General features: G+C 70.2%; 25 protein-coding genes. 10 read left to right on the top strand and 15 right to left on the bottom strand.

The window, feature by feature from the left end; genetic code table 11:
* Positions 1-4: 4 nt before the first annotated feature.
* Positions 5-250: a glutaredoxin family protein gene (locus tag Q0Z83_RS46625; protein ID WP_317789987.1), complete on the bottom strand. Its 246-nt coding sequence runs from the start codon at positions 248-250 to the stop codon at positions 5-7.
* Positions 247-1,683 carry a class I adenylate-forming enzyme family protein gene (locus Q0Z83_RS46620; protein ID WP_317789986.1) on the bottom strand — a complete coding sequence of 479 codons (1,437 nt, stop codon included), beginning with the start codon at positions 1,681-1,683 and terminating at the stop codon, positions 247-249. Before Q0Z83_RS46620 ends, Q0Z83_RS46625 begins: the two co-directional genes overlap by 4 nt.
* Before the next feature lie 394 nt (positions 1,684-2,077).
* Here Q0Z83_RS46620 and Q0Z83_RS46615 point away from each other — a divergent pair, with 394 nt between their 5' ends.
* Together Q0Z83_RS46615 and Q0Z83_RS46610 are read left to right on the top strand one after the other, a co-directional pair.
* The gene (locus Q0Z83_RS46615; protein WP_317789985.1) at positions 2,078-3,001 is read left to right on the top strand and encodes an ECF subfamily RNA polymerase sigma factor, BldN family; all 924 of its coding nucleotides are present in this window, start codon (positions 2,078-2,080) and stop codon (positions 2,999-3,001) included.
* 175 nt (positions 3,002-3,176) lie between these two features.
* Positions 3,177-4,325, top strand: coding sequence for a DUF5667 domain-containing protein (locus tag Q0Z83_RS46610; RefSeq protein ID WP_317789984.1), 1,149 nt, complete (start codon positions 3,177-3,179; stop codon positions 4,323-4,325).
* A 127-nt stretch (positions 4,326-4,452) separates the two neighbouring features.
* Here the strand turns inward: Q0Z83_RS46610 and Q0Z83_RS46605 are convergent, their stop codons facing one another.
* The 5 genes from Q0Z83_RS46605 to Q0Z83_RS46585 form a co-directional block, all read right to left on the bottom strand.
* Positions 4,453-5,454 carry a lysophospholipid acyltransferase family protein gene (locus tag Q0Z83_RS46605; protein ID WP_317789982.1) on the bottom strand — a complete coding sequence of 334 codons (1,002 nt, stop codon included), beginning with the start codon at positions 5,452-5,454 and terminating at the stop codon, positions 4,453-4,455.
* Positions 5,451-6,515 (bottom strand): NAD-dependent epimerase/dehydratase family protein, encoded by a 1,065-nt coding sequence (locus tag Q0Z83_RS46600; RefSeq protein WP_317789981.1) that lies wholly within the window; start codon positions 6,513-6,515, stop codon positions 5,451-5,453. Before Q0Z83_RS46600 ends, Q0Z83_RS46605 begins: the two co-directional genes overlap by 4 nt.
* A gap of 76 nt (positions 6,516-6,591) precedes the next feature.
* Positions 6,592-6,693 carry a 30S ribosomal protein bS22 gene (locus tag Q0Z83_RS46595; protein WP_007465623.1) on the bottom strand — a complete coding sequence of 34 codons (102 nt, stop codon included), beginning with the start codon at positions 6,691-6,693 and terminating at the stop codon, positions 6,592-6,594.
* A gap of 163 nt (positions 6,694-6,856) precedes the next feature.
* A complete protein-coding gene (locus Q0Z83_RS46590) occupies positions 6,857-7,069 on the bottom strand; it encodes a helix-turn-helix domain-containing protein (RefSeq protein ID WP_014447695.1) in 213 nt (70 codons plus the stop codon).
* 184 nt (positions 7,070-7,253) lie between these two features.
* Positions 7,254-8,174 carry a proline dehydrogenase family protein gene (locus Q0Z83_RS46585; protein WP_317789978.1) on the bottom strand — a complete coding sequence of 307 codons (921 nt, stop codon included), beginning with the start codon at positions 8,172-8,174 and terminating at the stop codon, positions 7,254-7,256.
* A gap of 85 nt (positions 8,175-8,259) precedes the next feature.
* Here Q0Z83_RS46585 and Q0Z83_RS46580 point away from each other — a divergent pair, with 85 nt between their 5' ends.
* A complete protein-coding gene (locus tag Q0Z83_RS46580; RefSeq protein WP_317789977.1) occupies positions 8,260-8,799 on the top strand; it encodes a CGNR zinc finger domain-containing protein in 540 nt (179 codons plus the stop codon).
* Here Q0Z83_RS46580 and Q0Z83_RS46575 read toward each other — a convergent pair.
* Complete coding sequence (locus Q0Z83_RS46575) at positions 8,786-9,595, bottom strand: sugar phosphate isomerase/epimerase family protein (protein WP_317789976.1); 810 nt, start codon at positions 9,593-9,595, stop codon at positions 8,786-8,788. The two genes, Q0Z83_RS46580 and Q0Z83_RS46575, sit on opposite strands and share 14 nt — an antisense overlap.
* A gap of 85 nt (positions 9,596-9,680) precedes the next feature.
* On the opposite strand from Q0Z83_RS46575, the gene Q0Z83_RS46570 reads away from it, so the two are divergent.
* Complete coding sequence (locus Q0Z83_RS46570; RefSeq protein WP_317789975.1) at positions 9,681-10,523, top strand: hypothetical protein; 843 nt, start codon at positions 9,681-9,683, stop codon at positions 10,521-10,523.
* A gap of 32 nt (positions 10,524-10,555) precedes the next feature.
* Here the strand turns inward: Q0Z83_RS46570 and Q0Z83_RS46565 are convergent, their stop codons facing one another.
* The gene (locus Q0Z83_RS46565; protein WP_093619604.1) at positions 10,556-11,239 is read right to left on the bottom strand and encodes a response regulator transcription factor; all 684 of its coding nucleotides are present in this window, start codon (positions 11,237-11,239) and stop codon (positions 10,556-10,558) included.
* A 29-nt stretch (positions 11,240-11,268) separates the two neighbouring features.
* On the bottom strand, positions 11,269-12,549 hold the full coding sequence (locus Q0Z83_RS46560) for a sensor histidine kinase (RefSeq protein ID WP_378079108.1): 1,281 nt from the start codon (positions 12,547-12,549) through the stop codon (positions 11,269-11,271).
* Positions 12,550-12,744: 195 nt separating this feature from the next.
* On the opposite strand from Q0Z83_RS46560, the gene phoU reads away from it, so the two are divergent.
* Complete coding sequence (gene phoU, locus Q0Z83_RS46555; protein ID WP_317789974.1) at positions 12,745-13,410, top strand: phosphate signaling complex protein PhoU; 666 nt, start codon at positions 12,745-12,747, stop codon at positions 13,408-13,410.
* 71 nt (positions 13,411-13,481) lie between these two features.
* Here the strand turns inward: phoU and Q0Z83_RS46550 are convergent, their stop codons facing one another.
* Complete coding sequence (locus tag Q0Z83_RS46550; RefSeq protein WP_317789973.1) at positions 13,482-14,231, bottom strand: phosphoglyceromutase; 750 nt, start codon at positions 14,229-14,231, stop codon at positions 13,482-13,484.
* Positions 14,232-14,367: 136 nt separating this feature from the next.
* Between Q0Z83_RS46550 and Q0Z83_RS46545 the strand changes: the two genes are divergently transcribed.
* Complete coding sequence (locus Q0Z83_RS46545) at positions 14,368-15,609, top strand: MDR family MFS transporter (RefSeq protein WP_317789972.1); 1,242 nt, start codon at positions 14,368-14,370, stop codon at positions 15,607-15,609.
* Positions 15,610-16,260: 651 nt separating this feature from the next.
* Here the strand turns inward: Q0Z83_RS46545 and Q0Z83_RS46540 are convergent.
* Together Q0Z83_RS46540 and mshA are read right to left on the bottom strand one after the other, a co-directional pair.
* Positions 16,261-16,743, bottom strand: a complete 483-nt coding sequence (locus Q0Z83_RS46540) for a type III secretion system chaperone family protein (RefSeq protein WP_317789971.1) — start codon at positions 16,741-16,743, stop codon at positions 16,261-16,263.
* Complete coding sequence (mshA, locus tag Q0Z83_RS46535; protein ID WP_317789970.1) at positions 16,737-18,026, bottom strand: D-inositol-3-phosphate glycosyltransferase; 1,290 nt, start codon at positions 18,024-18,026, stop codon at positions 16,737-16,739. Before mshA ends, Q0Z83_RS46540 begins: the two co-directional genes overlap by 7 nt.
* A 152-nt stretch (positions 18,027-18,178) precedes the next feature.
* Between mshA and Q0Z83_RS46530 the strand changes: the two genes are divergently transcribed.
* Complete coding sequence (locus Q0Z83_RS46530) at positions 18,179-18,934, top strand: SDR family oxidoreductase (RefSeq protein WP_317797314.1); 756 nt, start codon at positions 18,179-18,181, stop codon at positions 18,932-18,934.
* Between the two features lie 2 nt (positions 18,935-18,936).
* On the top strand, positions 18,937-19,689 hold the full coding sequence (locus tag Q0Z83_RS46525; RefSeq protein ID WP_317789969.1) for a class I SAM-dependent methyltransferase: 753 nt from the start codon (positions 18,937-18,939) through the stop codon (positions 19,687-19,689).
* On the opposite strand, the gene Q0Z83_RS46520 is transcribed toward Q0Z83_RS46525, so the two are convergent.
* Positions 19,686-20,090: a response regulator gene (locus Q0Z83_RS46520; RefSeq protein ID WP_317789967.1), complete on the bottom strand. Its 405-nt coding sequence runs from the start codon at positions 20,088-20,090 to the stop codon at positions 19,686-19,688. The two genes, Q0Z83_RS46525 and Q0Z83_RS46520, sit on opposite strands and share 4 nt — an antisense overlap.
* 134 nt (positions 20,091-20,224) lie before the next feature.
* Positions 20,225-21,475: a S8 family peptidase gene (locus tag Q0Z83_RS46515; protein WP_317789966.1), complete on the bottom strand. Its 1,251-nt coding sequence runs from the start codon at positions 21,473-21,475 to the stop codon at positions 20,225-20,227.
* A gap of 282 nt (positions 21,476-21,757) precedes the next feature.
* Between Q0Z83_RS46515 and Q0Z83_RS46510 the strand changes: the two genes are divergently transcribed.
* Together Q0Z83_RS46510 and Q0Z83_RS46505 are read left to right on the top strand one after the other, a co-directional pair.
* A complete protein-coding gene (locus Q0Z83_RS46510) occupies positions 21,758-21,970 on the top strand; it encodes a DUF7455 domain-containing protein (protein WP_317789965.1) in 213 nt (70 codons plus the stop codon).
* Positions 21,971-22,051: 81 nt separating this feature from the next.
* A complete protein-coding gene (locus Q0Z83_RS46505) occupies positions 22,052-23,818 on the top strand; it encodes a sensor histidine kinase (protein WP_317789964.1) in 1,767 nt (588 codons plus the stop codon).
* Positions 23,819-23,822: the final 4 nt, after the last annotated feature.

The following is a 23,822-nucleotide window of genomic DNA, read 5'->3' as shown; positions in this document are numbered from 1 at the left end:
GAACCTACAGGCGGGGCTCACCCGGCTGTCGAGCCAAATCCCGCAGGAGCCGGTCCTCCTCGATCCGCCAGTAGCCGTGCTCCTTGCCGTCCAGCAGCAGGACCGGCACCCGATCGCCGTAGTCGCGCTCCAACTCGATGTCGGAGTCCACGTCGATCCTTGTCCAGCCGTCCGGTGCGATCCGGTCCAGCGTCTGCTCGGCGACCTCGCACAGGTGGCAGCCGGTCCGGCTGATCAGCGTCAGTCTCACAGGTCCCTCTTCCGTACCTTGCCGATCACGTTCCGCGGGAGCTCCTCGACCAGTTCGACACCGGGCAGCTTGAACCGGGCCAGCCGGGCCGCGCAGTGCACCTGCAGCTCGGTCGCGGTGGGCGACGGGTCGCCGGAGACCGTGACGTACGCGTACGGCCGCTGCCCGGTCGCGATGTCCGGCACGCCGACCACGGCCACGCCGGTCACCCGCGGATGCGCCATCAGCACCCGCTCGATCTCGGCCGGGTAGACGTTGAAGCCGTTCACCAGGATCAGCTCGCCGATCCGGTCGACGAGCACCAGGTCGCCGTCGCCGTCGGCGTAGGCGATGTCCCCGGTCGGCCACCAGCCGTCCGGGTCCGGCCCGTCCCGGCCGTCCGGCCAGTACCCGGCGAACAGGTTGGCGCCGCGCACCACGATCTCGCCCGGGTCGGTGCCGGCCGACTCGGCCACTTCGAGGTCCTCGTCGATCGACGCGGTGCCGTCCCGCCACAACTCGGCGCCGGCCGCGGTACGCAGCAGCAGCTCGACACCGGGCAACGGCCGGCCGATCGAGCCGCTCTTGTCCCGGTCGCTGACCGCCGTCGTGGTCAGCACCGGTGCGGTCTCGGTCAGCCCGTACCCGATCAGGATCGCCCGGCCGGTCAGTTTGCGGAAGCGCGCGGCGACGCCGGTGTCCAGCGGCGCCGCGCCGCACACCGCGGTCCGCACGCCGCTCAGAGCCGTGCCGGCCGACGGGACGGCGGTCCAGGCCTGGTACATCCCGGGCACGCCGACGGTGACGGTGACACCGTGCCTGGTGATCAGATCGAGCGTCGCCTCCGGTTCGAACCGCTCGGCCAGCACACCCGTCGCCGCGTGGTGTGCGACGCTGCCGAGCCCGGTGTTCAGCCCGTAGGCGTGGAAGAACGGCACGGCGAGCAGCAGCACGTCGTCCGGCCCGACGACGGGCGGCTCGATCCGGTCGAGCTGATCGTGGTTCGCGGCGAGCGCGGCGTGGGTGAGCATGGCGCCCTTGGGGCGCCCGCTGGTCCCCGAGGTGTAGAGCAGAACCGCAAGATCATTCGATTTCGGTACGGCCGGAGCGGCGCCGGTCTCGTCGGCGCCGGGCGGCCCGTCCACCACCAGCGAGGCGCCCGAGTCGGTGATCGCATGGTCGCGCTCGTCGGCGGTGTAGCCCGGGTTGAGCGGTACCGCGACCCGGCCGGCCCGCAGCACCCCGAAATAGGCGACCGCGAAATCGACGGTATTGCCGAGCACCAGTGCGACCCGATCGCCCGGGGCGGTGCGCGACGCGATCCAGCGGGCCGCGGCGGACACCCTGGTGTCCAATTCCGACCAGGTGACGACGGTGTCTCCGGCGATCAGCGCGGGGTGGCCGGGGCGGCGCCGGGCGGCCTCGGCGACCGCGTCGCGGGCGGTTTCCTCCACGAGGCCCGAGTCTGGCACAAAGCGGCCGCCACCGGGACGTCGGACAGCCCGTCCGTCCGGAACGCGGCTTCTTCGGCCAAGGTGACCTTGACGTGGCTTGCCGTGTTAGTGCAATTCGCGGCTTTGCGCGCAGCGCACACACTGTGCGACTCCGCGTGTCCGAAGTCGGCAATACTTCCGCACTGTGTAACGGAATACACACCAACGGGTGAGGTTGACCGGTCTATACGCCGGTTACCCACCCATTTTGTTGTGATTGACCACTTTTGTTATGAGTGACCCACCCTCATCCCGAGGAGGCCGCTGTGCCACGCAAAGCACGGAATCACGGTGAATTCACGTCTGGCGGGACGAATTCGCTGTCGCCGGAGGCCCGCCGGGCTGAGGAGGCGCAGTGACTCATGTGTACGCGGAGGGTCCATACCACCGCGACGTCCTGCACACGTTGCGCGACACGGCCGGGGGGATGATCGTCAACGCCATCCGGGGCGACAGCCCCAAGCAGACCGGGAGCCGCCGCACGCCCAACGGGCCACCCACGGTCGCCTCACCGAACACCGCGAACGGGAAGTTCGGCGCCAGCCGGCCCGGTACGCCCCGCCCGCCGGCCCAGCCCACCGCGGGCCAGCGGTCCAACCTCGGCGAGGGGGAGACCACGGCGCCGGGTGAGCACACCGTGGTCCTGCCGACCCAGAGCACCACCGGCCCGCCCACCGAGTCCGCCCCGCCGAAGGCCCGGCCGGACCGTGGTGACCCGGCAGCCGAGGTGTGGGCCCTGGTCGAGCGGGCTCAGGCCGGCGAGGCGGAGGCGTTCGGGCTGATCTACGACCGGTATGTGGACACCGTCTTCCGGTTCGTCTACTTCCGGGTCGGCAACCGCCAGCTCGCCGAGGACCTCACCTCGGACACCTTCCTGCGCGCTCTCAAGCGCATCGGGAGCTTCACCTGGCAGGGCCGCGACCTGGGCGCCTGGCTCGTCACCATCGCCCGGAACCTGGTCGCCGACCACTTCAAGTCCGGCCGCTACCGCCTTGAGGTGACCACCGGCGACGTGCTCGACGCCGACCGCGAGGACCGGGGGCCGGAGGGCAGCCCGGAGTCCGCGGTGGTCGACCACATCACCAACGTCGCCCTGCTCACCGCGGTCAAACAGCTCAACCCGGAACAGCAGGAGTGCATCGTGCTCCGGTTCCTGCAGGGCTTCTCGGTGGCCGAGACCGCACAGACCATGGGCAAGAACGAGGGCGCCATCAAGGCACTTCAGTACCGGGCCGTACGCGCGCTGAACCGGCTCCTGCCAGACGGGTTCCAATCTTGATCGAATGTGACGAGTTGTCGATCTCCGATACCCGATGGCACCGTCCGGCACCCGTAACCGGGGCCGCGTGTCGCGCGTTTGTCCGGATGCGACCCAGGGCCGTGTTCCACGGTCCGGGCGCCGACGTCGGCCGCCAGGCCGACGAGACAGTCACGAGCGAGGGGAGGTACCCACGGTGAAGTTCGCATTCCCGAACTCCCGGAGTGCCGAGCGCTTCGCGGAGCTTCTCGACGACGGTGGCGCCCGTCGGCACCACAGTCGTGGGCAGGCCGACGAGGAGATGAATCGGCTGGTCGCCATAAGCAACCGGCTCTCCACGGCCCGGCCCGGCGCACCTGTCGACTCCGAGTTCCGCGTCGGCCTGCGCGCCATGCTGGTCGCCACGGCCGAGCGGGACGGCATCGGGCGGAGCGCCCCCGAGGCCGATCCCGAGCCGGCCGCCGAGCCCGCGGCCCGGCGGCCCCTGTTCGGCCGGCGGATACGTGCCCGTGGAGCGATCGTGATCGGCGTGGCCGCCGGCGCGATGGCCGTCTCCGGTATCTCCGCGGCCAGCGAGAGCGCGTCACCCGGCGAGATGCTGTACAGCGTCAAGCGCCAGACCGAACGCGCCCAGCTGGCGATCGCCGGATCGGACGTGACCCGCGGTCAGCTCTCGCTCGATTTCGCGCGCACCCGCCTCAACGAGGCGATGGCGATGAGCGGTGACTCGTCCGACTTCGCGCTGGTGCTGGACGACATGGACGCCGACACCCGCAAGGGTGTCCGGCTGCTGACCACTTCGGCGGTGTCCCAGCAGGACACCAAGCCACTGGCCACCCTGGACGACTTCGTCGACGACCAGCGCACCACGTTCACTCCGGCACTGGAACGCCTCTCCACACCCAACCGGGACCGCGCGACCCAGTCGCTCGGCCTGTTGGAGGACGTCGTCAAGCGGGCCGAGACGCTGCGCTCCGGGCTCGGCTGCGACAAGGTGACGCCGGTCGGCACCGATGCGCTCGGGCCGAGACTGCGTGACTGCGCGCCCGAGGACGATGCCGCCGAGCCGGCCCCGGTGACACCGCAGAGCGGTCACGGCACCAAGACCGGGAACCGGCAGAACGGCCAGGCCACCACGCCGAAGACGACGAAATCGGACGCCGCCGAGCCGGTGGTGACCGGCAAGGCCGTGACACCGAACAGGTCGGCCGCGCCCGGTGCGAGCCCGACCGTCACCGGCGGGGTGACGCCGATGTTCGACGAGGAGACCGTCGACCCGGCACAGATCGACCCGCTCCCGGAGGAGCAGGGTGTGCTGGGCGGCCTGCTCGGCGACATCTTCTGACGGGGACGGCCCGGATCGCGAACATGGCGAGGGGCGGTGCCGGAGATCATCACTCCGGGGCCGCCCCTCAACCGTCACTATAGGACGGTACGGGTGACCCGCTCCAGAAGATTGGCACTCCCGCAGGTCACGGGCCGAACGGGTCCGGGCGCTTCTCCAGCAGCTCGTGCAGGGTGGCCTGGATCGTCTCGCGCACCTGGTCGGCCAGGTTGTAGACGACCAGCGGATCGTCCGCGAACTCGGTGAGATGTGCGGTCGGGATCGGCGGACAGAACTGGATCAGCCACTTGCTCGGCAGCGGGATCATGCCCAGCGGCCCCAGCCAGGGGAAGGTCGGCGTGATCGGGAAATACGGGATCCCGAGCAGCCGGGCCAGCGGCTTCAGATCGGCCAGGATCGGATAGATCTCCTCGGCGCCGACGATCGCCACCGGGACGATCGGGGTGCCGGTCCGTAGGGCCGCCGAGACGAACCCGCCCCGGCCGAACCGCTGCAGCTTGTAGCGGTCGGCGAAGTTCTTTCCGATGCCCTTGAAGCCCTCCGGGAAGACGCCGACCAGCTGGCCCGAGTTCATCAGGCGCTCGGCGTCCGGGTTGCAGGCCACAGTGGCGCCGGCCGCACGGGCCAGCTCACTCATCAGCGGCATCCGGAACACCAGATCGGCGCCGAGCAGGCGCAGGTGGCGCTGCTGCGGATGCTTGTCGCGCAGGCCGACCGTGAGCATCAGGGCGTCGAGGGCGATCGTGCCGGAATGGTTGCCGACCACCAGGGCGCTGCCCTCGGCCGGCACGTTCTCGATACCGAGCACCTCGGTCCGGAACCAGTCCCGGTAGAGGATCTTCAGCAGCGGGTGGAAGACCCGCTCGGCCAACTCCGGGTCGAACCCGAACTCGTCCACCTCGTACGCCCCGGCGAGCCGCCGCCGCAGGAACGCCAGGCCGTCGGCGACCCGCTGGTCCCAGACGTCCAGCCCGGCCACCGCAGCCATCGGCTCCGGCATCGGTTCGGGCATCGGCTCGCCCTTCTCCGGGATCGGGCGCCGACCGTTGACCCGTTGTGCCGGCGGCGGCTCGGGCAGCTTGAAATCGGTGTGACCGGGAAGCATTTCGCGATACTCGTCCTGGCTCACGGCGTCTCCTGTCCCGCCGCCGCACGAACCCGGCGGATACCGTCCAGAATCGCGTTCTCCGCGGCGGCCAGCCGAGCGGCGGTGAGCGTGGAGCCCGCCGCGTGCGTCTGGATGAACTCCTCGAACGCCTCGACGGTGGTGCGCGGGGTGAAGCCGAACTCCTTGACCAGGCGGGTCGTGTCGACCACCCGGCCGTGCACGAAGAGGTCGATCTGGTCCATGCCGATCTGCTCGACGCCGAGATTGCGGAGCAGGGCCGCGCCGGTGGACAGGGCCGGCTCGGGCAGCGGCAGGGAGATGCGGCCGGCCCGGCGGACCGCCTGGGACAGCATCAGGACGCCGGAACCGGCGACGTTGAAGGTGCCCGGATGGTCCTCGGTCACCGACCGGTGCAGGATCTCCAGGGCGTCCTCGACGTGCACGAACTGGAGGCGGGCGTCCCGGCCGAGCACGGTGGGCACCACCGGCTGGGCGAAGTAGCGGGTCAGCGACGTCTCGGCGGACGAGCTGATCATCGGAGCGAAACGCAGGACGGTAGCCGCCACCTCTGACCGGCGCCGCCGGAACCCGCGCACATACCCCTCGACGTCGAGGATGTCGCGAGCGAACGCGCCGCGCGGCACCGCTCGCGGCTCGGTGTCCTCGGTGAAGACAGCGGGGTCGCGGAACGACGCGCCGTAGGCGGCCGTCGACGAGCGCACCACGAGTTTGCGCAGCCCGGGAGCACCCTGGGCGGCGGCCAGCACCTGCATGGTGCCGATGACGTTCTGCTCTTTCATCGCGGCCCGGCCGCCGTGCCGACTGTCGGGCACGCTGGTGATCGCCAGGTGCACGACTGCCTCGGCGCCGAGATCGGCGATGGCCTCGGTGGCCGCCCGCGCGTCGGCCCGGATCCGCTCCACACCGTCCAGCAGGCCCAGAAGGCGTGCGGGCGGGTCGTGCGGATCCAGACCGACGACACGGTCTATACGAGGATCAGCGGCGAGGCGGGCGGCCACCCGAGCGCCGAGATAACGGCTGACTCCGGTGACCACGACAACGCTGGGCGGTGAGGTCACCACGGGGGCACCCTTCGATGCGCGGCCTCGATCAGTAGGCAAGTGCCGTCGGTGGCCGGACTGTCAGCCCGGCCGACGATCACTTGCCGAGACGGCGACGCTGGACGCGGGTCTTGCGCAGCAGCTTGCGGTGCTTCTTCTTCGCCATACGCTTGCGGCGCTTCTTGACCACGGAGCCCATACGAAAAGCCTCTCGAAACCATGTGGGTGGCCCGGCACGCGGCCGGGACCGGACTGGGACGGCGCCCGGAGCAGCGGCGCCAACTGAACGGCACGCGTGGACCCGGGAACCAACCGGTCCAGCGTACCGGCATGCCCCAGCCGGGCCAACACGGCCCCGGGAGTCAGGCGCTCTGTGAGAAAGCACCACGCAGATACTCGTGTACCGCGTGCTCGGGCACCCGGAACGAACGACCGACCCGGACAGCTGTGAGATCACCGCCGTGCACGAGCCGGTAGACGGTCATCTTGGAAACCCGCATGAGCGCGGCCACCTCGGCCACGGTCAGGAAACGAACCTCCGAGAGGCGTTCCTCGGTCTGGGCTGGACCCGTCATCGCGTCGCACCGATCCTTTCGCAATCCTCCGCGGCGGTAGCGGCCGGAGGGTCCCGGAAGTCCGCGGGGATGACGTGCGTGTCATCAGAACGGTATCGATACGGCTGTGACCAACGCGATACGTTCCGTGAAATGCCCAGAAAAAGTCAAGCCCGACACGCCGGATCCGTGGTGATATCGCCCGTTATTTCCGAGAAGCTACGGCTCGTGCCATGAAACCGACGTTCGCCGGGCGCTCGGCGAGGCGGCGCATCAGATGCGGATACCACTCCTCGCCGTAGGGCAGGTGGACCCGGACCGTGTGCCCGCTGCCGGCCAGCCGGGACTGCTCCTCCGGGCGCACCCCGTAGAGCATCTGGAACTCGTACTCCGTGGTGGCCCGGTCGAACCAGCGGGCCCGGTCCTCGGCGATCGCGATCAGCCGGACGTCGTGGGTCGCCACCATCGGGTAGCCCTCCCCGGCCATCAGGATGTTCAGGCAGCGGACGAACGACTTGTCGACGTCCAGCGCGGACTGGAACGCCACCGACTCCGGCTCGGCGTAGGCGCCCTTGCACAGCCGCACCCGGGAACCGGCCGTCGCCAGCTCACGGCAGTCCCCCTCGGTACGCCGCAGATGGGCCTGCAGGGCCGCCCCGGTGGACGGGAAGTCGCGGCGCAGCTCGACCAGGGTCTCCAGGGTCGCGTCGGTGGTGCTGTGATCCTCGGCGTCCAGCGTCACCGTGGTGCCCGCCTCGGCAGCCGCGGCACAGATCGCGCGCGCGTGCTCGTACGCCAATTTCTCGTCGATCCGCTGGCCGAGGGCCGAGAGCCGGACGCTGACCTCGACCGCCGGCGTCAGCCCGGCGCCGGTGAGCCGGCCGAGCACCGCGACATACTCGTCGCGGGTGGCCACCGCCTGCTCTATCGTCCGGGTCTCCTCGCTCAGATGGTCGAGGCTGACCGCCAGGCCGTCATCGGCGAGTCGGCGGCTGACCAGCAGAACCTCGTCGGCACTCGGCCCGGCGACGAAGCGCTGCACGATCCCCCGGCTGACGGGGGCCGACTCGACCAGCCGGCCGAGCCGGGCGGATCCGGCCGCGGCGAGAAACAGGGTACGGAGCATGCGCCGAGCGTAACGTCCGGACCTGGCACGGAACCCGGGCAACACATACGTGCCCCATCGGGTCAGGTGCGGCTACCGTTGTCGGGTGAACTTCGATGCGTACGCCCGTACGGCGATAGACCTCGTCAACGCAGGTCTGGACGATCTCGCCGGACTGCGGGCCCTGTTCAGCGGCGAGCAGGAATACATGCGCGACCAGGTCACCGAGAAGGACCTGGCCCCGTTCCGCCGCGCGCAGCGGCGACTGCGGGAGGTCTTCGAGTTCGGCACCTCCGGGCAGGACGGTGAGGCGGTGCGCGAGCTGAACGGCCTGCTGGAGGCCTATCCGGTGCAGCCACGCATCTCCGGGCACGACGCCAGCGACTGGCACATGCACGTGACCAGCCGAGGGTCCTCGGTCAGCGCCGAGTACCTGGCCGGAGCGGTCTGGGGCCTGTCGGTCTGGCTCTGTGAGTACGGGAGCGCCCGCTTCGGCATCTGCGCCGACGAGCGGTGCGGCAACGTCTACCTGGACACGTCGTCGAACAACTGCCGCCGGTTCTGCTCGGAGCGCTGCGCCACCCGGTCGCACGTCGCCGCACATCGGGCCCGCAAGCGCGCGGCGGCGGATCTCACCCCTGCGTGACGGCCGGGCTCGGCTCCAGATGACGACGGGCGAACTCCAGGGCCTCGCGGAGATCGGCCTCGCGGGCCGGGCGGCTCGCCGCCTTTCGCGTGTTGATCTCCAGGGCGACCGATCCGGTGAACCCGCGCCCGGCCAGTGACCTCAGCAGCTCGGCGCACGGCTGATTGCCACGCCCGGGCACCAGGTGCTCGTCACGGCCCTCGCCGGTGCCGTCGCCGAGATGGACGTGCCGCAGGCCGGTGCCCATCCGGTCGGCCATCTCCAGCGCGTCGATGCGCGAGGCCGCACAGTGCGACAGATCCAGCGTGTACGCGTCGAAGCCGGTCTCGGTCGGATCCCAGCCGGGGTTGTAGGGCACCACCCAGCGGCCGGCCATCTTGACCGGGAACATGTTCTCCACCGCGAAGGTCAGGTCCGGATGCCGGCCGCGGACCTTGGTCAGGCCCTCGGCGAAGTTGCGGGCATAGTCGCCCTGCCAGCGGAACGGCGGATGCACCACCACGGTCGGCGCACCGAGGGACTCGGCGAGCTGGGCGGCCCGGGTCAGTCGCTCCCAGGGGTCGGAGCTCCACACCCGCTGGGTCACCAGCAGACAGGGGGCGTGCACCGACAGCACCGGGACGCCGTAGTGATCGGCCAGTCCCTTGAGAGCGCCGGCGTCCTGGCTGACGGCGTCGGTCCACACCATGACCTCGAGGCCGTCGTAGCCGACGGTGGCCGCCATCTCGAACGCCGCCGCCGTCGGCTCCGGGAAGACCGAGGAGCTGGAGAGAAGCACGGGTACGCGGGAAGTCACGCCCTCCAGCGTAGCCGCGCGCCACCCAGCCGGATATATCAGCTCTAAACGGTCATGATCCACGAGTGGGCGTACGCTGACCCGGATGAGCCGCGCGACACCACCCCGGGAAGTACCGCTCGACTTCCCTCGCGAGTGGATCGAATTCCTCGATCCCGCCGACGAGCAGCACCTGATCCGGGCCGATCTGACCTGGCTGCTCTCCCGCTGGACCTGCGTCTTCGGCTCCGCCTGCCGCGGCATCCTGCCCGGCCGCGCCGAGGACGGCTGCTGCTCGCACGGGGCGTTCTTCACCGACGCGGACGACGAGAACCGGGTGAAGGCGGCGGCCGCCAAGCTCACCCCGCAGACCTGGCAGCACTACCGGCGCGGGTTCAAGAATTACACCGAGGTGGACACCGTCGACGGCAGCAAACCCGCTCGGCGTACGGCCACGCAGTCCGCCGACGGTCCCTGCGTCTTCCTGAACGACGCCGATTTCCCGGGCGGCGGTGGCTGCGCGCTGCACGGCCAGGCACTGCGGGACGGTGTGCACCCGCTCAAGTACAAGCCGGACGTCTGCTGGCAACTACCGGTCCGCCGGGAGCAGGACTGGATCACCCGGCCGGACGGCACGAAGCTGCTCCAGTCCACTTTGAGCGAGTTCGACCGCCGCGGCTGGGGGCCGGGCGGCCACGATCTGGCCTGGTGGTGCACATCGTCGCCGGACGCCCATGTGGGGACCGAGCCGATGTACGTCACCTACGCACCGGAGCTGACCGAGCTGATCGGCGAAGCGGCTTACGCCCACCTCGCCGAACTCTGCTCGGCCCGCATCAAATCCGGACTCATCGCCGTCCACCCGGCGACCACCATGGCCGAAGACACGGCCGGCGGCACCAGGCGTCGGGTGACCCGATCACGGGCGGGTCACCCGACCGCACCATAGTCGCATGCTAGTTAGCATACGACAAGGGTGAATCACGGTTCGAACTTGTAGCCCAGACCCCGCACGGTGACGATGTAGCGCGGTGCCGACGGCTCCGGTTCCACCTTGGAACGCAGCCGCTTCACGTGCACGTCCAGCGTCTTGGTGTCACCGACGTAGTCGGCACCCCAGACCCGGTCGATCAGCTGGCCTCGGGTCAGCACCCGGCCGGCGTTGCGCAGCAGCAGCTCGAGCAGCTCGAACTCCTTCAGCGGCAGCTGTACGCCGGAGCCGTCCACGGTGACGACGTGACGCTCGACATCCATCCGCACCGGGCCGGCGGCCAGGGTCGGCGTGGTGACCTCGGGCGCGTCGGCGCCCTGGCGGCGGAGCACGGCACGGATCCGGGCGACCAGCTCACGAGGCGAGTACGGCTTCGTGACGTAGTCGTCCGCCCCGATCTCCAGACCGACGACCTTGTCGATCTCGCTGTCCCGGGCGGTGACCATGATGATCGGGACCGCCGAGCGCTGCCGCAACTGACGGCAGACCTCGGTGCCGGACATCTCCGGAAGCATGAGGTCGAGCAGCACGATGTCGGCACCGGTCCGGTCGAACTGCGTCAGGGCGGAGGTACCGGTCGCAGCGACCGACACCTCGAAACCCTCTTTGCGCAGCATGTATGACAGGGCGTCGGAGAACGACTCCTCGTCCTCGACCACGAGCACGCGGGCCAATGAAGTTCCTTCCGTCGTCGGCGGCGGGCTCAGCGCCCGGCCACACCGGACTCGATCTCAATCGCCGTCGGTGACGACGAGGGGGACTCGGGGGGTCGCGCCGGTAGGCGCAGGGTGAACGTAGAACCATCGCCGAGTGAACTGGTCACGTCGACGCGGCCGCCGTGGTTGGTGGCGATGTGCTTGACGATCGCCAGGCCCAGGCCGGTGCCGCCGGTCGACCGGGAACGAGCCTGGTCAGCGCGGTAGAACCGTTCGAAGACCCGCTCGACGTCCTGCGGGGCGATACCGATGCCCTGGTCGGCGACGTCGATCTCGATCCAGTCGTCACTGTTACGCATGGTGAGCGAGACCGTGGTGTTCTCGCCCGAGTACGCGATCGCGTTCTCCACCAGGTTGGTGACCGCCGTGGCGAACTGACTGTCGTTGCCGTACGCCATGATGCCTTTCGGCCCCTCGTACGTGACGTCGATGCTCTTCGCCGACGCGGTCGTCCTGGTCCGGTCGACCACCTCGGCGATCACCCAGTCGAGCGAGACCGGCTCCGGGTTGGGCAGCGGCTCGGCGCCCTGCAGCCGGGTCAGTTCGAGCAGCTCGTTCACCAGGCGGCCCATCCGGGCCGACTCGTGATGGATGCGCTCGGCGAATCGGCGGGCGGCCAACAGATCCTCGGACTGCGCCTCGGGCGCCGCCTCGGGCATCTGGGTGGCGTCCAGCAGTGCCTCGGCCAGCAGCTGGAGCGCACCGATCGGAGTCTTGAGCTCGTGGCTGACGTTCGCCACGAAGTCACGGCGCACCCGGGCCAGCCGATGCGACTCGGTCACGTCGGCGGCCTCGACCGCGACATGTGTCGAGTTCAGCGCGACCGCCCTCAGGTGCAGGCCGAGCGGGGCGTGCCCGCCGCCGGCCCGGCCGCGTGGCAGGTCGAGCTCCACCTCCCGGCGCACCCCGGTCCGCCGGACCTGACCGGCCAGCGTGCGCAGGATCGGGTGTGCGGCGATGGTGCCGGGGGCTCCACCGGAACGCAGCAGGCCCATCGCGCGGGCCGCCGGGTTCACCAGCACCGGATGATCGTCGGCGTCGAGGACGACGACTCCCACCCGTAACGAATCGAGGCTCTTACGTCCAAGCCCCTTGAGGCCGTGTTTGCCTCCCGGGCGATCGTCGTCCGGTTCGATGGCGGCGCTCCCCTCCGGTGCCCCGGTCCGAGCCTCTCCGCCCGGCCGGCGGATTCGGGCAAGGGCGAGTCCCGCTCCCACACCGACGGCGAGCGCGGCAGAAACCATGCCGACGGCGTATTCCCACTCCACGCTGCGATCGTAGGGTCATTGTTTACCTGAACCACAGGGCCATTACGGCAAATCGGGCGCGCGTCGAATAATGTTCACCACTGCGCCCGCCCTCGTTCACCGGTGTTCATGTTGAGGCCGTTCCACGCCCATACCGTGGGCAGCGCACCCCGGCCGACGCCATCGGCCGACGCCGTCGAAAGAGGGATCTGAGAAATGCGCGAGGAGTACCAGGCCGATCTGGTCGAGGTGAGCCGCCTGCTCGTGACCATGGCGGAGTCCGTCCGCGCCGCGCTCCGCAAGGCGACGTCGGCGCTGCTGACCGCCGACCTGGAGGCCGCCCAGGCGGTCATGGAGCGGGACTCCGAGGTCGACGCCATCTACGAGCAGGTCGAGCTGAAGGTGGCCGACACCATCGCCCGGCAGGCCCCGGTCGCGTCCGACCTGCGGCGCGTCATCACCGCCCTGCACATCGGCGCCGACCTGGAGCGGATGGGCGACCTGGCCGAGCACGTGGCCAAGACCGCGGCCCGTCGCCACCCGTCCCCGGCCGTGCCGGCCGAGCTGCGCCCCACCTTCAAGGGCATGGCCGAGGTCGCCGACCACATGGCCGAGCAGATCACCGAGCTGCTGGCGAAGCCGAACGCGGAGCAGGCGGCCCAGTTGGAGAAGGACGACGACGCGATCGACGACCTCGAGCGCAAGTTGTTCAAGATCATGCTGGCCGACGACTGGCCGTACGGCGCCGAGACCGCCATCGACGGCGCTCTGCTGGGCCGTTTCTACGAGCGTTACGCCGACCACGCGGTGAACATCGGCGAGCACCTGATCTACCTGATCACCGGCGAGACCGTGGCCGCCGCCGAGGTCACCGAGGACTGATCCGATCTCCGGCGCGCGAGCCAGGAGATCCAGGGGCCGGGACACCACGGGGGTGTCCCGGCCCCTGTCTGTTACTTGCGGCCCTGGGCGGCCACCGCGGCGGCGGCCTCCTTGGCGGCGACCGGGTCGAGGTAGGTGCCGCCCGCGGTGATCGGGCGGAGGTTCTCGTCCAGGTCGTAGCGCAACGGGATGCCGGTCGGGATGTTCAGGCCGGCGATCGCCTCGTCGGAGACGTCGTCGAGGTGCTTGACGATGGCCCGCAGCGAGTTGCCGTGCGCCGCGACCAGCACCGTCTTGCCCGCGCGCAGGTCCGGGACGATCGCGTCGTACCAGTACGGCAGGGCCCGCTCCAGCACGTCCTTCAGGCACTCGGCCTTCGGCAGGACCTCCGGGGCCAGGTCCGCGTAGCGAGCGTCACCGGCCTGGGAGAACTCGGAGCCCTCCTCGATCGGGGGCGGCGGCACGTCGTACGACCGGCGCCAGAGCATGAACTGCTCCTCCCCGTACGTCTCCAGGGTCTGCTTCTTGTCCTTGCCCTGCAGGGCGCCGTAGTGGCGCTCGTTGAGCCGCCAGTGACGCTTCACCGGGATCCAGTGCCGGTCGGTGATGTGCAGTGCGATCTCACTGGTCCGGATCGCGCGCCGAAGAAGGCTGGTGTGCACCACGTCGGGCAGCACCCCCTGCTCCTTGAGAAGTTCGCCGCCGCGCCGGGCCTCGTCCTCACCCTTGGCGTCCAGGTCCACGTCGACCCAGCCGGTGAAGAGGTTCTTGGCGTTCCACTCGCTGTTGCCGTGTCGCAGCAGCACCAGGGTTCCAGTCATGACCACATCTTCCCCCGAGCTGCGCCCGTCCGTACGGGCCACCCGGCACGTGTCCGCCGCCACACCGAAACCCGCTTGCGGAAGATTCGCAGATGTAAGGGAATGAACCGCGCCGACTACTTACGGGGAGACGATCGTGCGAGGTTGGTTACGACAGGCCGCCGGTGGGCTGCCGCGGCAGTTCTGGTTCCTGTGGACCGGCACTCTGATCAACCGGGTCGGCTCCTTCGCGGTGCTGTTCCTGAGCATCTACCTGACCTCGGAACGCGGCTTCTCGCAGAGCCAGGCCGGTCTCATCCTGGGCCTGTACGGCGTCGGCGGAGCGATCGGCACTCTGGGCGGCGGCGTGCTGGCCGACCGCTGGGGCCGCCGCCCGACCATGCTGGTGGCCCAGTTCGGGGCGGCCGCACTGATGCTCACCCTGGGCCTGGCCCGGACGTACCCGCAGATCGCCGTGGCGACCCTGCTGCTCGGGCTGTTCGCCGAGGCGGTCCGGCCGGCCTTCTCGGCCATGATGATCGACGTCGTGCCGGAGCGGGACCGGGTCCGGGCGTTCTCGCTGAACTACTGGGCGATCAACCTCGGCTTCGCCCTGGCGGCGATCATCGCCGGGTTCGCCGCGAAGGTGGACTACCTGCTGCTCTTCGCCGGCGACGCGGCCACCACGCTGATCACCGCGATCATCACGGCGATCTTCCTGGCCGAGACCCGGCCGACCCGGACCGCGGAGCGGAAGGCGGCACCGGGCGGGCTCGGCACCGCGCTACGGGACCGCCACTACGCCGTCTACCTGCTCCTCAGCTTCATCTCGGTGCTGGTCATCCTGCAGCACCTGTCCACGCTGCCGATCACCATGCTGGCCGACGGCCACACCGCGGCCACCTACGGCACGGTGATCGCGGTGAACGGCGTCCTGATCGTCGCCGGCCAGCTCTTCGTGCCGAAACTGATCGAGGGCCGGGACAGTGCGAAGGTCCTGGCGGTGGCGGCGTTGCTGGTCGGTTCCGGTTTCGGGCTGGTCGCCCTCGCCGAGACCCCGCTGATGTACGCCGTAACGGTGATCATCTGGACGCTGGGCGAGATGCTGCAGTCCCCCAGCAACGCGGCCACCGTGGCGGCCCTCTCCCCGCCCGCGCTGCGTGGCCGTTACCAGGGCCTGAACTCACTCTCCTGGTCGGCCGGGACCGCGCTGGCCCCGATCGTCGGCGGCCTGGTCCTGCAACGGGCCGGTGACGCCGTGCTCTGGGGTGGCTGTTTCGTCCTGTCCGCCCTGGTGGCGGCGGGCCAGTTGCTGGCCGGTCCGGCCCGGGCCCGGCAGGCGACGCGGCTACGACTCGCGCAAGAGGAGGCGTCGGAACGGGCGGCGGCCGCCGCCTGACACCGGCCGGGAAATCGGATTCCCACGACTCTCACGCCATTAGGCGGAGTCCATCGATAGACAATGATCCGGGCGTGTCCAATAAGTGAACAGCAGAAACAAGCCGGAAACAAAAGCGCCGGCGGCGGCGGACGACACCCATCCCCATAGGCGCCGTCCGCACTTACCGCCGGTCTCGGGTCGCGCCGTCCCCCAACGGCTCATGCCACCCGTCCCCAAACGCCGAACCGTGGCGATCATTGCTGATCGACCCGTTCCCCGAACTGACGGCTCGGCGTCCATCGACCACGCTAGTTGGGCCGTGCAAGCCTCACAACCAAAAATCGTGTCGACATCTGTCTCAACCGTCACATTCACCAACAACCAACCGATCGGACGAGCCGCCAATCACTCTTCCGGGTTTCTCAGTCGGGAAGAAATCACGACGACTACCGTTCGGTAGCCCGGCTCCGGCAAATGGCGCGCGAGTCTAGACGGCGATCGAACCAGCCGCCCAGAGGCTCCAGCGAATCCTCAGCACATCGCCAGGAGACTGCCAGTACCCAGGGACGGCGCGATCCACACATCGACGGATTGGTGCGCGATTCCATCACCGCCGGACCACAATGGACCGACCGGTACGGATAGACGGCACTAGATGATCAATAACTGCTAGTCGGTCCGCTCGACCAGGTGCTTGAACGCCTGCAGGTTGGCCGTCGACTCGCCCCGACTGACCCGCCACTCCCACTCCCGCCGGATCGACGACCCGAAACCGATCTCCAGCATCGTGTCGAACGACTCGTCGGCATACGTCAACACCGAGCCGAGCAACCGGTCCAACTCGTCCTCGTCCAGGCCCTTCAACGCCACCCGGCCGGTCAGATAGACGTCGCCGGCCGCGTCGATCGAGAAGGCGACCCCGTACATCCGGGCGTTGCGGCGCAGCAGCCACGCCCACAGGTCCTCGTGCCGCTCGTCCGGCCGGCGCATCACGAACGACTCGATCCGCAGCGAATGCTCCCCGACGATCAGGTTGCAGGCCGTCTTCAGCTTATGGGTGCCGGGCAGGGAGACCACATAGGAACTGTCACCTGTCGCCTCCCACTCCAGCTCCCGCTCGGTCAGCACCCGCTCGATCAGCTCGGTCACCATGCGCAGGACGCCCTCTCCAGTCGCGCCGCGATCAGCGCCCGATGCCCACTCACCGCGTCACGGTAGACGCGCAGCAGCGTCTCGGCGGTGCGATCCCAGGAGAACTGCGACGCGTGGGCGACCGCCCCGGTGGCCAGCCGGTGCCGGTGACCCGGCTCGTCGAGCAGCCGGTCGAGCACCTTCGCCCAGTCCCGCGGATCGTGGCCGTCGACGAGCACGCCACTCACCCCGTCACGGATCGCGGTGACCAGGCCGCCGACCGCGGCCGCCACCACGGGGGTGCCGCAGGCCTGCGCCTCCAGGGCGACCAGGCCGAAGGACTCGTTGTAGGACGGGACGGCTACCAGGTCGGCGGCCCGGTAGAGGGCGGCCAGGTCGTCACCCGTCTGCGGCGGCAGGAACACCACCGAGCCGGCCACACCGAGCGTGGCGGCCAACTCGATCAGGGCGGTCGGCCGGTCCAGCCCACTGCCGCTCGGGCCGCCACAGATCACCAGGGTGGTGCCCGGGCTCATCTCGGCCAACGCGGCGATCAGCACGTCGGGCGCCTTGAGCGGCTGGATCCGGCCGACGAACGCGACGATCCGGCCGTGCTCAGGCAGGCCGAACCGGGCCCGGTCGGTCGGGCCGGGCCGGAACCGGCGCAGGTCGACACCCGGCGGCACCACGCTGACCAGCGCCGGATCGGCGCCGTAGTGGGTGATCAGGTCCTGCGCCTCGAAGTCGGTGTTGGCCACCAGGCGGTCCGAGGCGGCCACCACCTGCTCCTCGCCGATCACCCGGGCCTTCGGCTCGGGCCGGTCACCGGTCGCGATGAACCTGTTCTTGACCTTGGCCAGGGTGTGCGCGGTGTGCACGTGCGGCACGCCCCAGCGCTCCCGGGCCAGCCAGCCGACCTGACCGGAGAGCCAGTAGTGCGAGTGCAGCAGGTCGTAGTGACCCGGCGGGTGCGCGGCCTCGGCCCGGAGCACGCCGTTGGTGAAGGCGCACAGCTGGGCGGGCAGCTCCTCCTTGGCCAGCCCTTCGTAGGGCCCCGCGGTGACGTGCCGCACATGGACCCCCGGCGCCATCTCCACCACCGGGGGCAGGTCACCGGCGGTGGCCCGGGTGAAGATCTCCACCTCGACACCGCGCTCGGCCAGGCGTTTGGCGATCTCGACGATATAGACGTTCATCCCGCCGGCGTCACCCGTGCCCGGCTGCTCCAGCGGCGACGTGTGCACGGAGAGGGTCGCGATCCGGCGGGGCGTGGGCCATCGGCCACCAGCCCGTAGATCAGCCACGCTGACTCCCTCCGTATCGGTTTCGCAACATGCTTGTTGCGCCAACGTTCATCTTCCCCATCGGCGCCCCCGGAACCACCACTCAGCCGACCCGGGGTGATCCAGGTCATTGATCGCGTGGGACGTTCCTCCGGATGGATCAGAATCGGGGCATGCAGAACATCGCGGTTGTCACCGGGGCGTCCAGCGGGATCGGCGCGGCCACGGCCCGCCGGCTGGCCCGGGAGGGTTTCCACGTCGTCGTCGCGGCCCGGCGGGCCGACCGGCTGGAAGCGCTGGTCAAGGAGATCGGGGCGGGCGCCACGGCGGTCGAGTGCGACGTCACCTCGGACGACTCGGTGGCCGCTCTGGCGACCGCGGTGACCACGCTCGGCGGCCCGGTCACCCTGCTGGTCAACAACGCCGGCGGAGCCCGAGGGGTGGATCCGGTCGCCACCGGGTCGGTCGAGGACTGGCAGTGGATGTATGACGTGAACGTGCTCGGCACGCTTCGGGTGACCAAGGCGCTGCTCCCGGCCCTGGAGGCGAGCGGCGCCGGCACGATCGTGACGGTCGGGTCGACGGCGGCCTTCACCCCGTACGAGGGCGGCGGTGGCTACGTGGCCGCCAAGCACGCCGAGACCGCCCTGGTCGGGACCCTGCGGCTGGAGTTGGCCGGCCGTCCGGTGCGGGTCATCGAGATCGACCCGGGCATGGTGCGGACCGACGAGTTCGCGGTCAACCGGTTCGGCGGCGATCAGGACAAGGCCGACGCCGTCTACGCCGGGGTCCGGGAGCCACTGGTCGCCGACGACATCGCGGACTGCATCGCGTGGACCGCCACCCGGCCCCAGCACGTCAACGTCGACCGGCTGGTGGTGCGGCCGATCGCCCAGGCCGCCCAGCACAAGGTCCACCGGGAGCTGTAGGTATGCGGCCGGTCGGCGCGATCACCCGGGGGACGACCAATCCCAACCGGCTCCGACGCGTCGACAACTTCATCTCGTACCGCTGCGGTGAGCTCTTGAAAGAAGCGGCGCAGCCGCTAATGATCGATCTGGGCTACGGCGCGTCGCCGGTCACCGCGGTGGAGCTGCGGGAGCGCCTCGCCGCCTCGGTCCGCGCGGACGTCGCGGTGGTCGGTCTGGAGATCGATCCGGTACGGGTGAGTGGCGCGCAACCGTACGCGGACCCGCCGTGGCTGGAGTTCCGGCGCGGCGGGTTCGAGCTGGCCGGCCTCGCCCCGGTGGTGGTGCGCGCGTTCAACGTGCTGCGGCAGTACGCCGAGGACGAGGTGGCGCCGGCCTGGCGGACGATGACCGCGACCGGCGCGCTGCTGGTCGAGGGCACCTGTGACGAACTGGGCCGGATCGCCACATGGACGGTCGTCGAGGCGGGCGTGCCGTCGACCCTGACCCTGTCGGCCCGGCTGCCGGTGCTGGAGCATCCGGCGGTCTTCGCCGAGCGGTTGCCGAAGGCGCTGATCCATCACAACGTGCCCGGTCATCCGGTGCACGAGCTGCTGCACGCACTGGGCCGGGCATGGGAGACCGAGGCGACACCGTTCGGGCCGCGGCAGCGTTGGTCGGCCACCGTCCGGCGGATGCGCGAGGAGGGTTGGCCGGTGCTCGACGGCCCGGCCCGGTGGCGGCTCGGCGAGCTGACCCTGCCCTGGCCGGGCTAGTTCTGGTCCTTGCGGTCCAGGGCCTCCCGCACCGCGGTCAGCAGGGCGTCGGCGGTGAACGGCTTCTTCACCAGGATGTCGTCCTCGGTGATCTCGCCCTTGGCGACCGCATGGTCCTTGGGCAGGCCGGAGACGAAGACCACGCCGATCCCGGGCCGTACGTTGCGGATGGTCCGGGCCAGCTCACCGCCGGACGCGCCGGGCAGGGTCAGGTCGGTGATCAGCACGTCGATCTTCCCCGAGTGGTCCCGGACGATCGAGAGGGCCTCGTCCGGTTCCCCGGTGGCCAGCGTCGTGTATGACCCGCGGCGCTCCAGCATCCGCCGCATGATGTCGCGCAGATCCTCTTCATCGTCGACGACCAGGATTGTCGGCCTCTCGGGGACCGGCGCCTCGGACATCTCGGTCCTCCTCGGGCTGGGGTCGCTCTCACGCTATCCGCCCCCGGGGCCCGGCGTACGGCTCACGCTCAAACAGGCCGGCTCTCAGTGCTGTCTTCGGCATCGCGAGACGACACTGAGAGCCGACCGGGTTTTCAGAGCAGGTGACCGGTGTAGAGCAGGCGGTTCGGGGCGCCCTTGAGCTCGCCCTTGATCAGGTCGACTCCGGAGTTGGCGACCAGGTCGTCACGGACCTGGCGAGGCGTCCAGTCCGGGTGCGCGGCCAGGACCAGGGCGGCGGCACCGGCGACGTGCGGGGCCGCCATCGAGGTGCCGCTCATCTTCTGGGTCGCGGTGTCCGAACCCTTGGCCGACGACACGATGTCCACGCCCGGGGCGAAGATGTCCAGGCAGGTGCCCCAGTTGGAGAACTTCGCCCGGCGGTCGGCGGAGTCGACGGCACCGACCGTGATCGCGTCGGGGGTGGCGGCCGGCGAGCTCTTGCAGCCGTTCGCGTTCTCGTTGCCGGCGGCGATCGCGTAGGTCACGCCCTTGTCGATGGAGCGCTTGACCGCGGCGTCGAGGGCCTTGCTGCGCGGGCCACCCAGGCTCATGTTGGCCACCGCGGGCAGCTTGGCGTTCGTGGTGACCCAGTCGACGGCGGCGATGAAGTCGGAGAACGAGCCGGAACCGTCGCAGCCGAGCACACGCAGCGCGACGATCTTGACGTCCTTGGCCACGCCGTAGGTGGCGCCGCCGATCGTGCCGGCGACATGGGTGCCGTGGCCGTGGCAGTCGTTCGCGGTGGCGTCGCCGTCGACGAAGTCCCAGCCGCTGACGGCCCGGCCGCCGAACTGCTTGTGGCTGGTGCGGACGCCGGTGTCGATCACGTAGGCGGTGACCGCCGACGCCGGCTTGTAGGTGTACGTCTTCGACAGCGGCAGGGAGCGCTGGTCGAGCCGGTCCAGGCCCCAGGTCGGCTTCTTCGACTGGGTGATCGAGGCGGTCGGTGCCGCGGCCGGCAGGGCCTTACCGTCGACCACGGCGTCCTGCTCGACGAACGAGACGGACGGGTCGGCGGCCAGGCGGGCGGCCTCGTCGGCGGTGGCCTCCAGGTGGAAGCCGCGCACCGTGGAGAGGTAGTTGCCGGCGACCTTCCCGCCGTACCGCTGGGTCAGCTCCTGCGAAGTGGCGGTGACCCGGTCGGCGGCCGGCGTGCCGGGCTTCAGCACCACGATGTAACTGCCCGGGATGGCGCCCTCGGCGCCGGCCCCGGCGATGGTTCCCACCACGGGCGCGGCCGGGGCGGCGACAGCCGGCCCGGTCAGGCCCCAGAAGGTGGCGGTGGCGGCGCTCGCGACGGCGGTCAGTCGAATGGCCAGGCGGCGGGCGTCGTTACCGAACATATGTGGTGGGTCCTCTCGGTTGTGTTCTCAGGTCGTCTTTGAATCCGGCCCGGGGGCATGCCGAAAGCAGCTGAGGGAAAGATTGGTGGGGGGAGGTTGTGGTCCCGGGTTCTCGCGGGTTGTGGTCGAGTTGCACGATCCGGGCCGTCAGAGTCACACCGCGAACCTCTAAGCCGACCGGGCGGAGGGCCGAATCTCTCGCTGTCAGGACACCTGCACCACCACTGAGCACCGCTACCGAAGCACCGCCACCGAGCCACCGCGAGCTACTAGGAGAGCGATATGACCGCACTGCTGTCGCCCGAGATCGACACCGTCGGCGAGATGTCCGAGCGCTGCGATCGTTGTGGGGCGGCCGCCAAGCTGGAGGTCGTCCTGACCAGCGGTGGCGACCTGGCCTTCTGCGGGCACCACGCCAACCGTCACCGGGCCGACATCGCCAAGGTGGCCAGCAAGATCCGCCTGGAGGACGGCTTCGACTGGGCGGGCAAGTAACCAACCGCTCACCCCGGGTAGCCCGCGTTATGCTCTTTCCCTCACGTCTTGGGGGTATTTGTGCATATCACGGCGCACGACGTGGGCAGGCTGTCCCGGCTGACCGCCGGGTGCGCCGGAGTCACGGTCGCCATCTTCGGCGTCCTGCACACGTTCGACCCCGGGCCGGCGCCGGCCCTTCTTCCGGCCGGCGTCGCCCTCCTGCTCCAGGTGGTTCCGGCCACCGGTAGACGGATCGGCCGGCTCCGCGCCGGGGCGGCGGCGCTTCTCGCGCTCGCCGCCACCGGCGTGGGCGCCGCCAACCTCGGCACCCATCCCGCCTCGGCGGTCGCCACCGCCCTCTCCGGGCTGGCTCTGGCCTGCCTCGATCTACGGGTGCCCCGCCGCAACGGCGGCATCGCCTTCCGGGTCGCCGACCCGCTCCTGCTCGGCGCCGCGATCATCGCCCTGGTGGCCCTCGTGCCCCGGCTCTTCGACGCGACCTTCCCGACCGGCGAGGAACCGGACAGCGTGATGCCGCCCGCACTGGCCGGCGCACTGCTCTTCCTGGCCGTCGGCACCATCCTGGCCCGCCCCGAGACCGGGCCGATGCACACCCTCGACGAGTCCGGGCCGCGCGCTGCCGTACGCCGCCTGGCCCCCGCCCTGATCGCCGCCCCCGTGGTCGCCGCCCTGGTCAGCGCTTTCGCCGCACAGACCCGGGAGAGCAGCCCGGTGGCCGCGGTGAGCACCGGCGTGATCCTCGCCGCCCTCGCCCTGCTGGCCCTGCTCGCCTATCTGGTCCGCAGCCTCGACGACGCCGACCAGCGGCAACAGCATCTGGTGGCCGAGCTGGAGGAACGGCAGGACTTCGCGCAGACGCTGCTCCAGTCGATGAACGAGGCGGTCATGGTCCTCGACGCCAACTACCGGGTGATCGACGTCAACCGCCGCTGGCGGGAACTCACCGGACACGACGGTCCGCCCGCTGAATCGCCGCCGCTGCCGCCACCGGGCACCGGCGGCGATTGGCTTCTGCCCCGCGCCGACGGCACCGATGTGCCGGTGCTGGCCACCATGGCGGCCATCCCGGACGCGGCCGGCGCGACCCGCGGGTACGTGGCCACCTACATCGACATCGCCGAGCGCAAACAGGCCGAGGAGGCGCTCACCGAGCACGCCGCCGAACTCGAACGCGGCAACGCCGAGCTGGCCGCGGCCCTGGCCTTCAAGAACGACCTGACCTCGATGCTGACCCACGACGTGGCGCAGCCGATCAGCTCCATCGCCAGCCTCGCCGAGCTGCTCTGCGCGGACTGGGCCGACCTGCCCGACGACATCCGGCTCGAACTCGCCACGAAGATCGACAAGAACACCCGCCGGCTGATCAAGATGATGAACGACCTGCAGCTGCTGTTCCGATTGGACACCGGGACGGTCACCGCCCGCCGGGTGCCGGTCCCGTTGCTGGAGGTGGTCGAGGCGGCCTGCGGTACGGCCATCGGCACCGGTGACGTCGAGATCGTCATCGACGAGGAGTTGGCCGCGCTGGCCGACCGCGGGCACCTGACGGTCGTGGTGGAGAACCTGCTGAAGAACGCGCTGAGCCATGGGGCCCCGCCGATCCACATCCGGGCCGATCGGGGCGGCCCGGGTACGGTCCGGCTGGCCGTGCAGGACAGCGGCGCCGGGATCCCCGAAGACGTGCTGCCCAGCCTGTTCGGCCGGTTCATCCGGGGTGCCGGGCTCGGGCTGTTCATCGTCCGGCACCTGGTCGAGGCGAACGGCGGGACGGTCCGCTACGAGCACGCCGAACCCCGCGGCGCCCGACTGCTGGTCACCCTGGAGGCGGCGCCGGCGAGCGCGTGAAAAG

Source organism: Actinoplanes sichuanensis, assembly GCF_033097365.1.
Lineage (GTDB): Bacteria > Actinomycetota > Actinomycetes > Mycobacteriales > Micromonosporaceae > Actinoplanes > Actinoplanes sichuanensis.
This window is presented reverse-complemented; position numbering and strand designations above follow the sequence as displayed.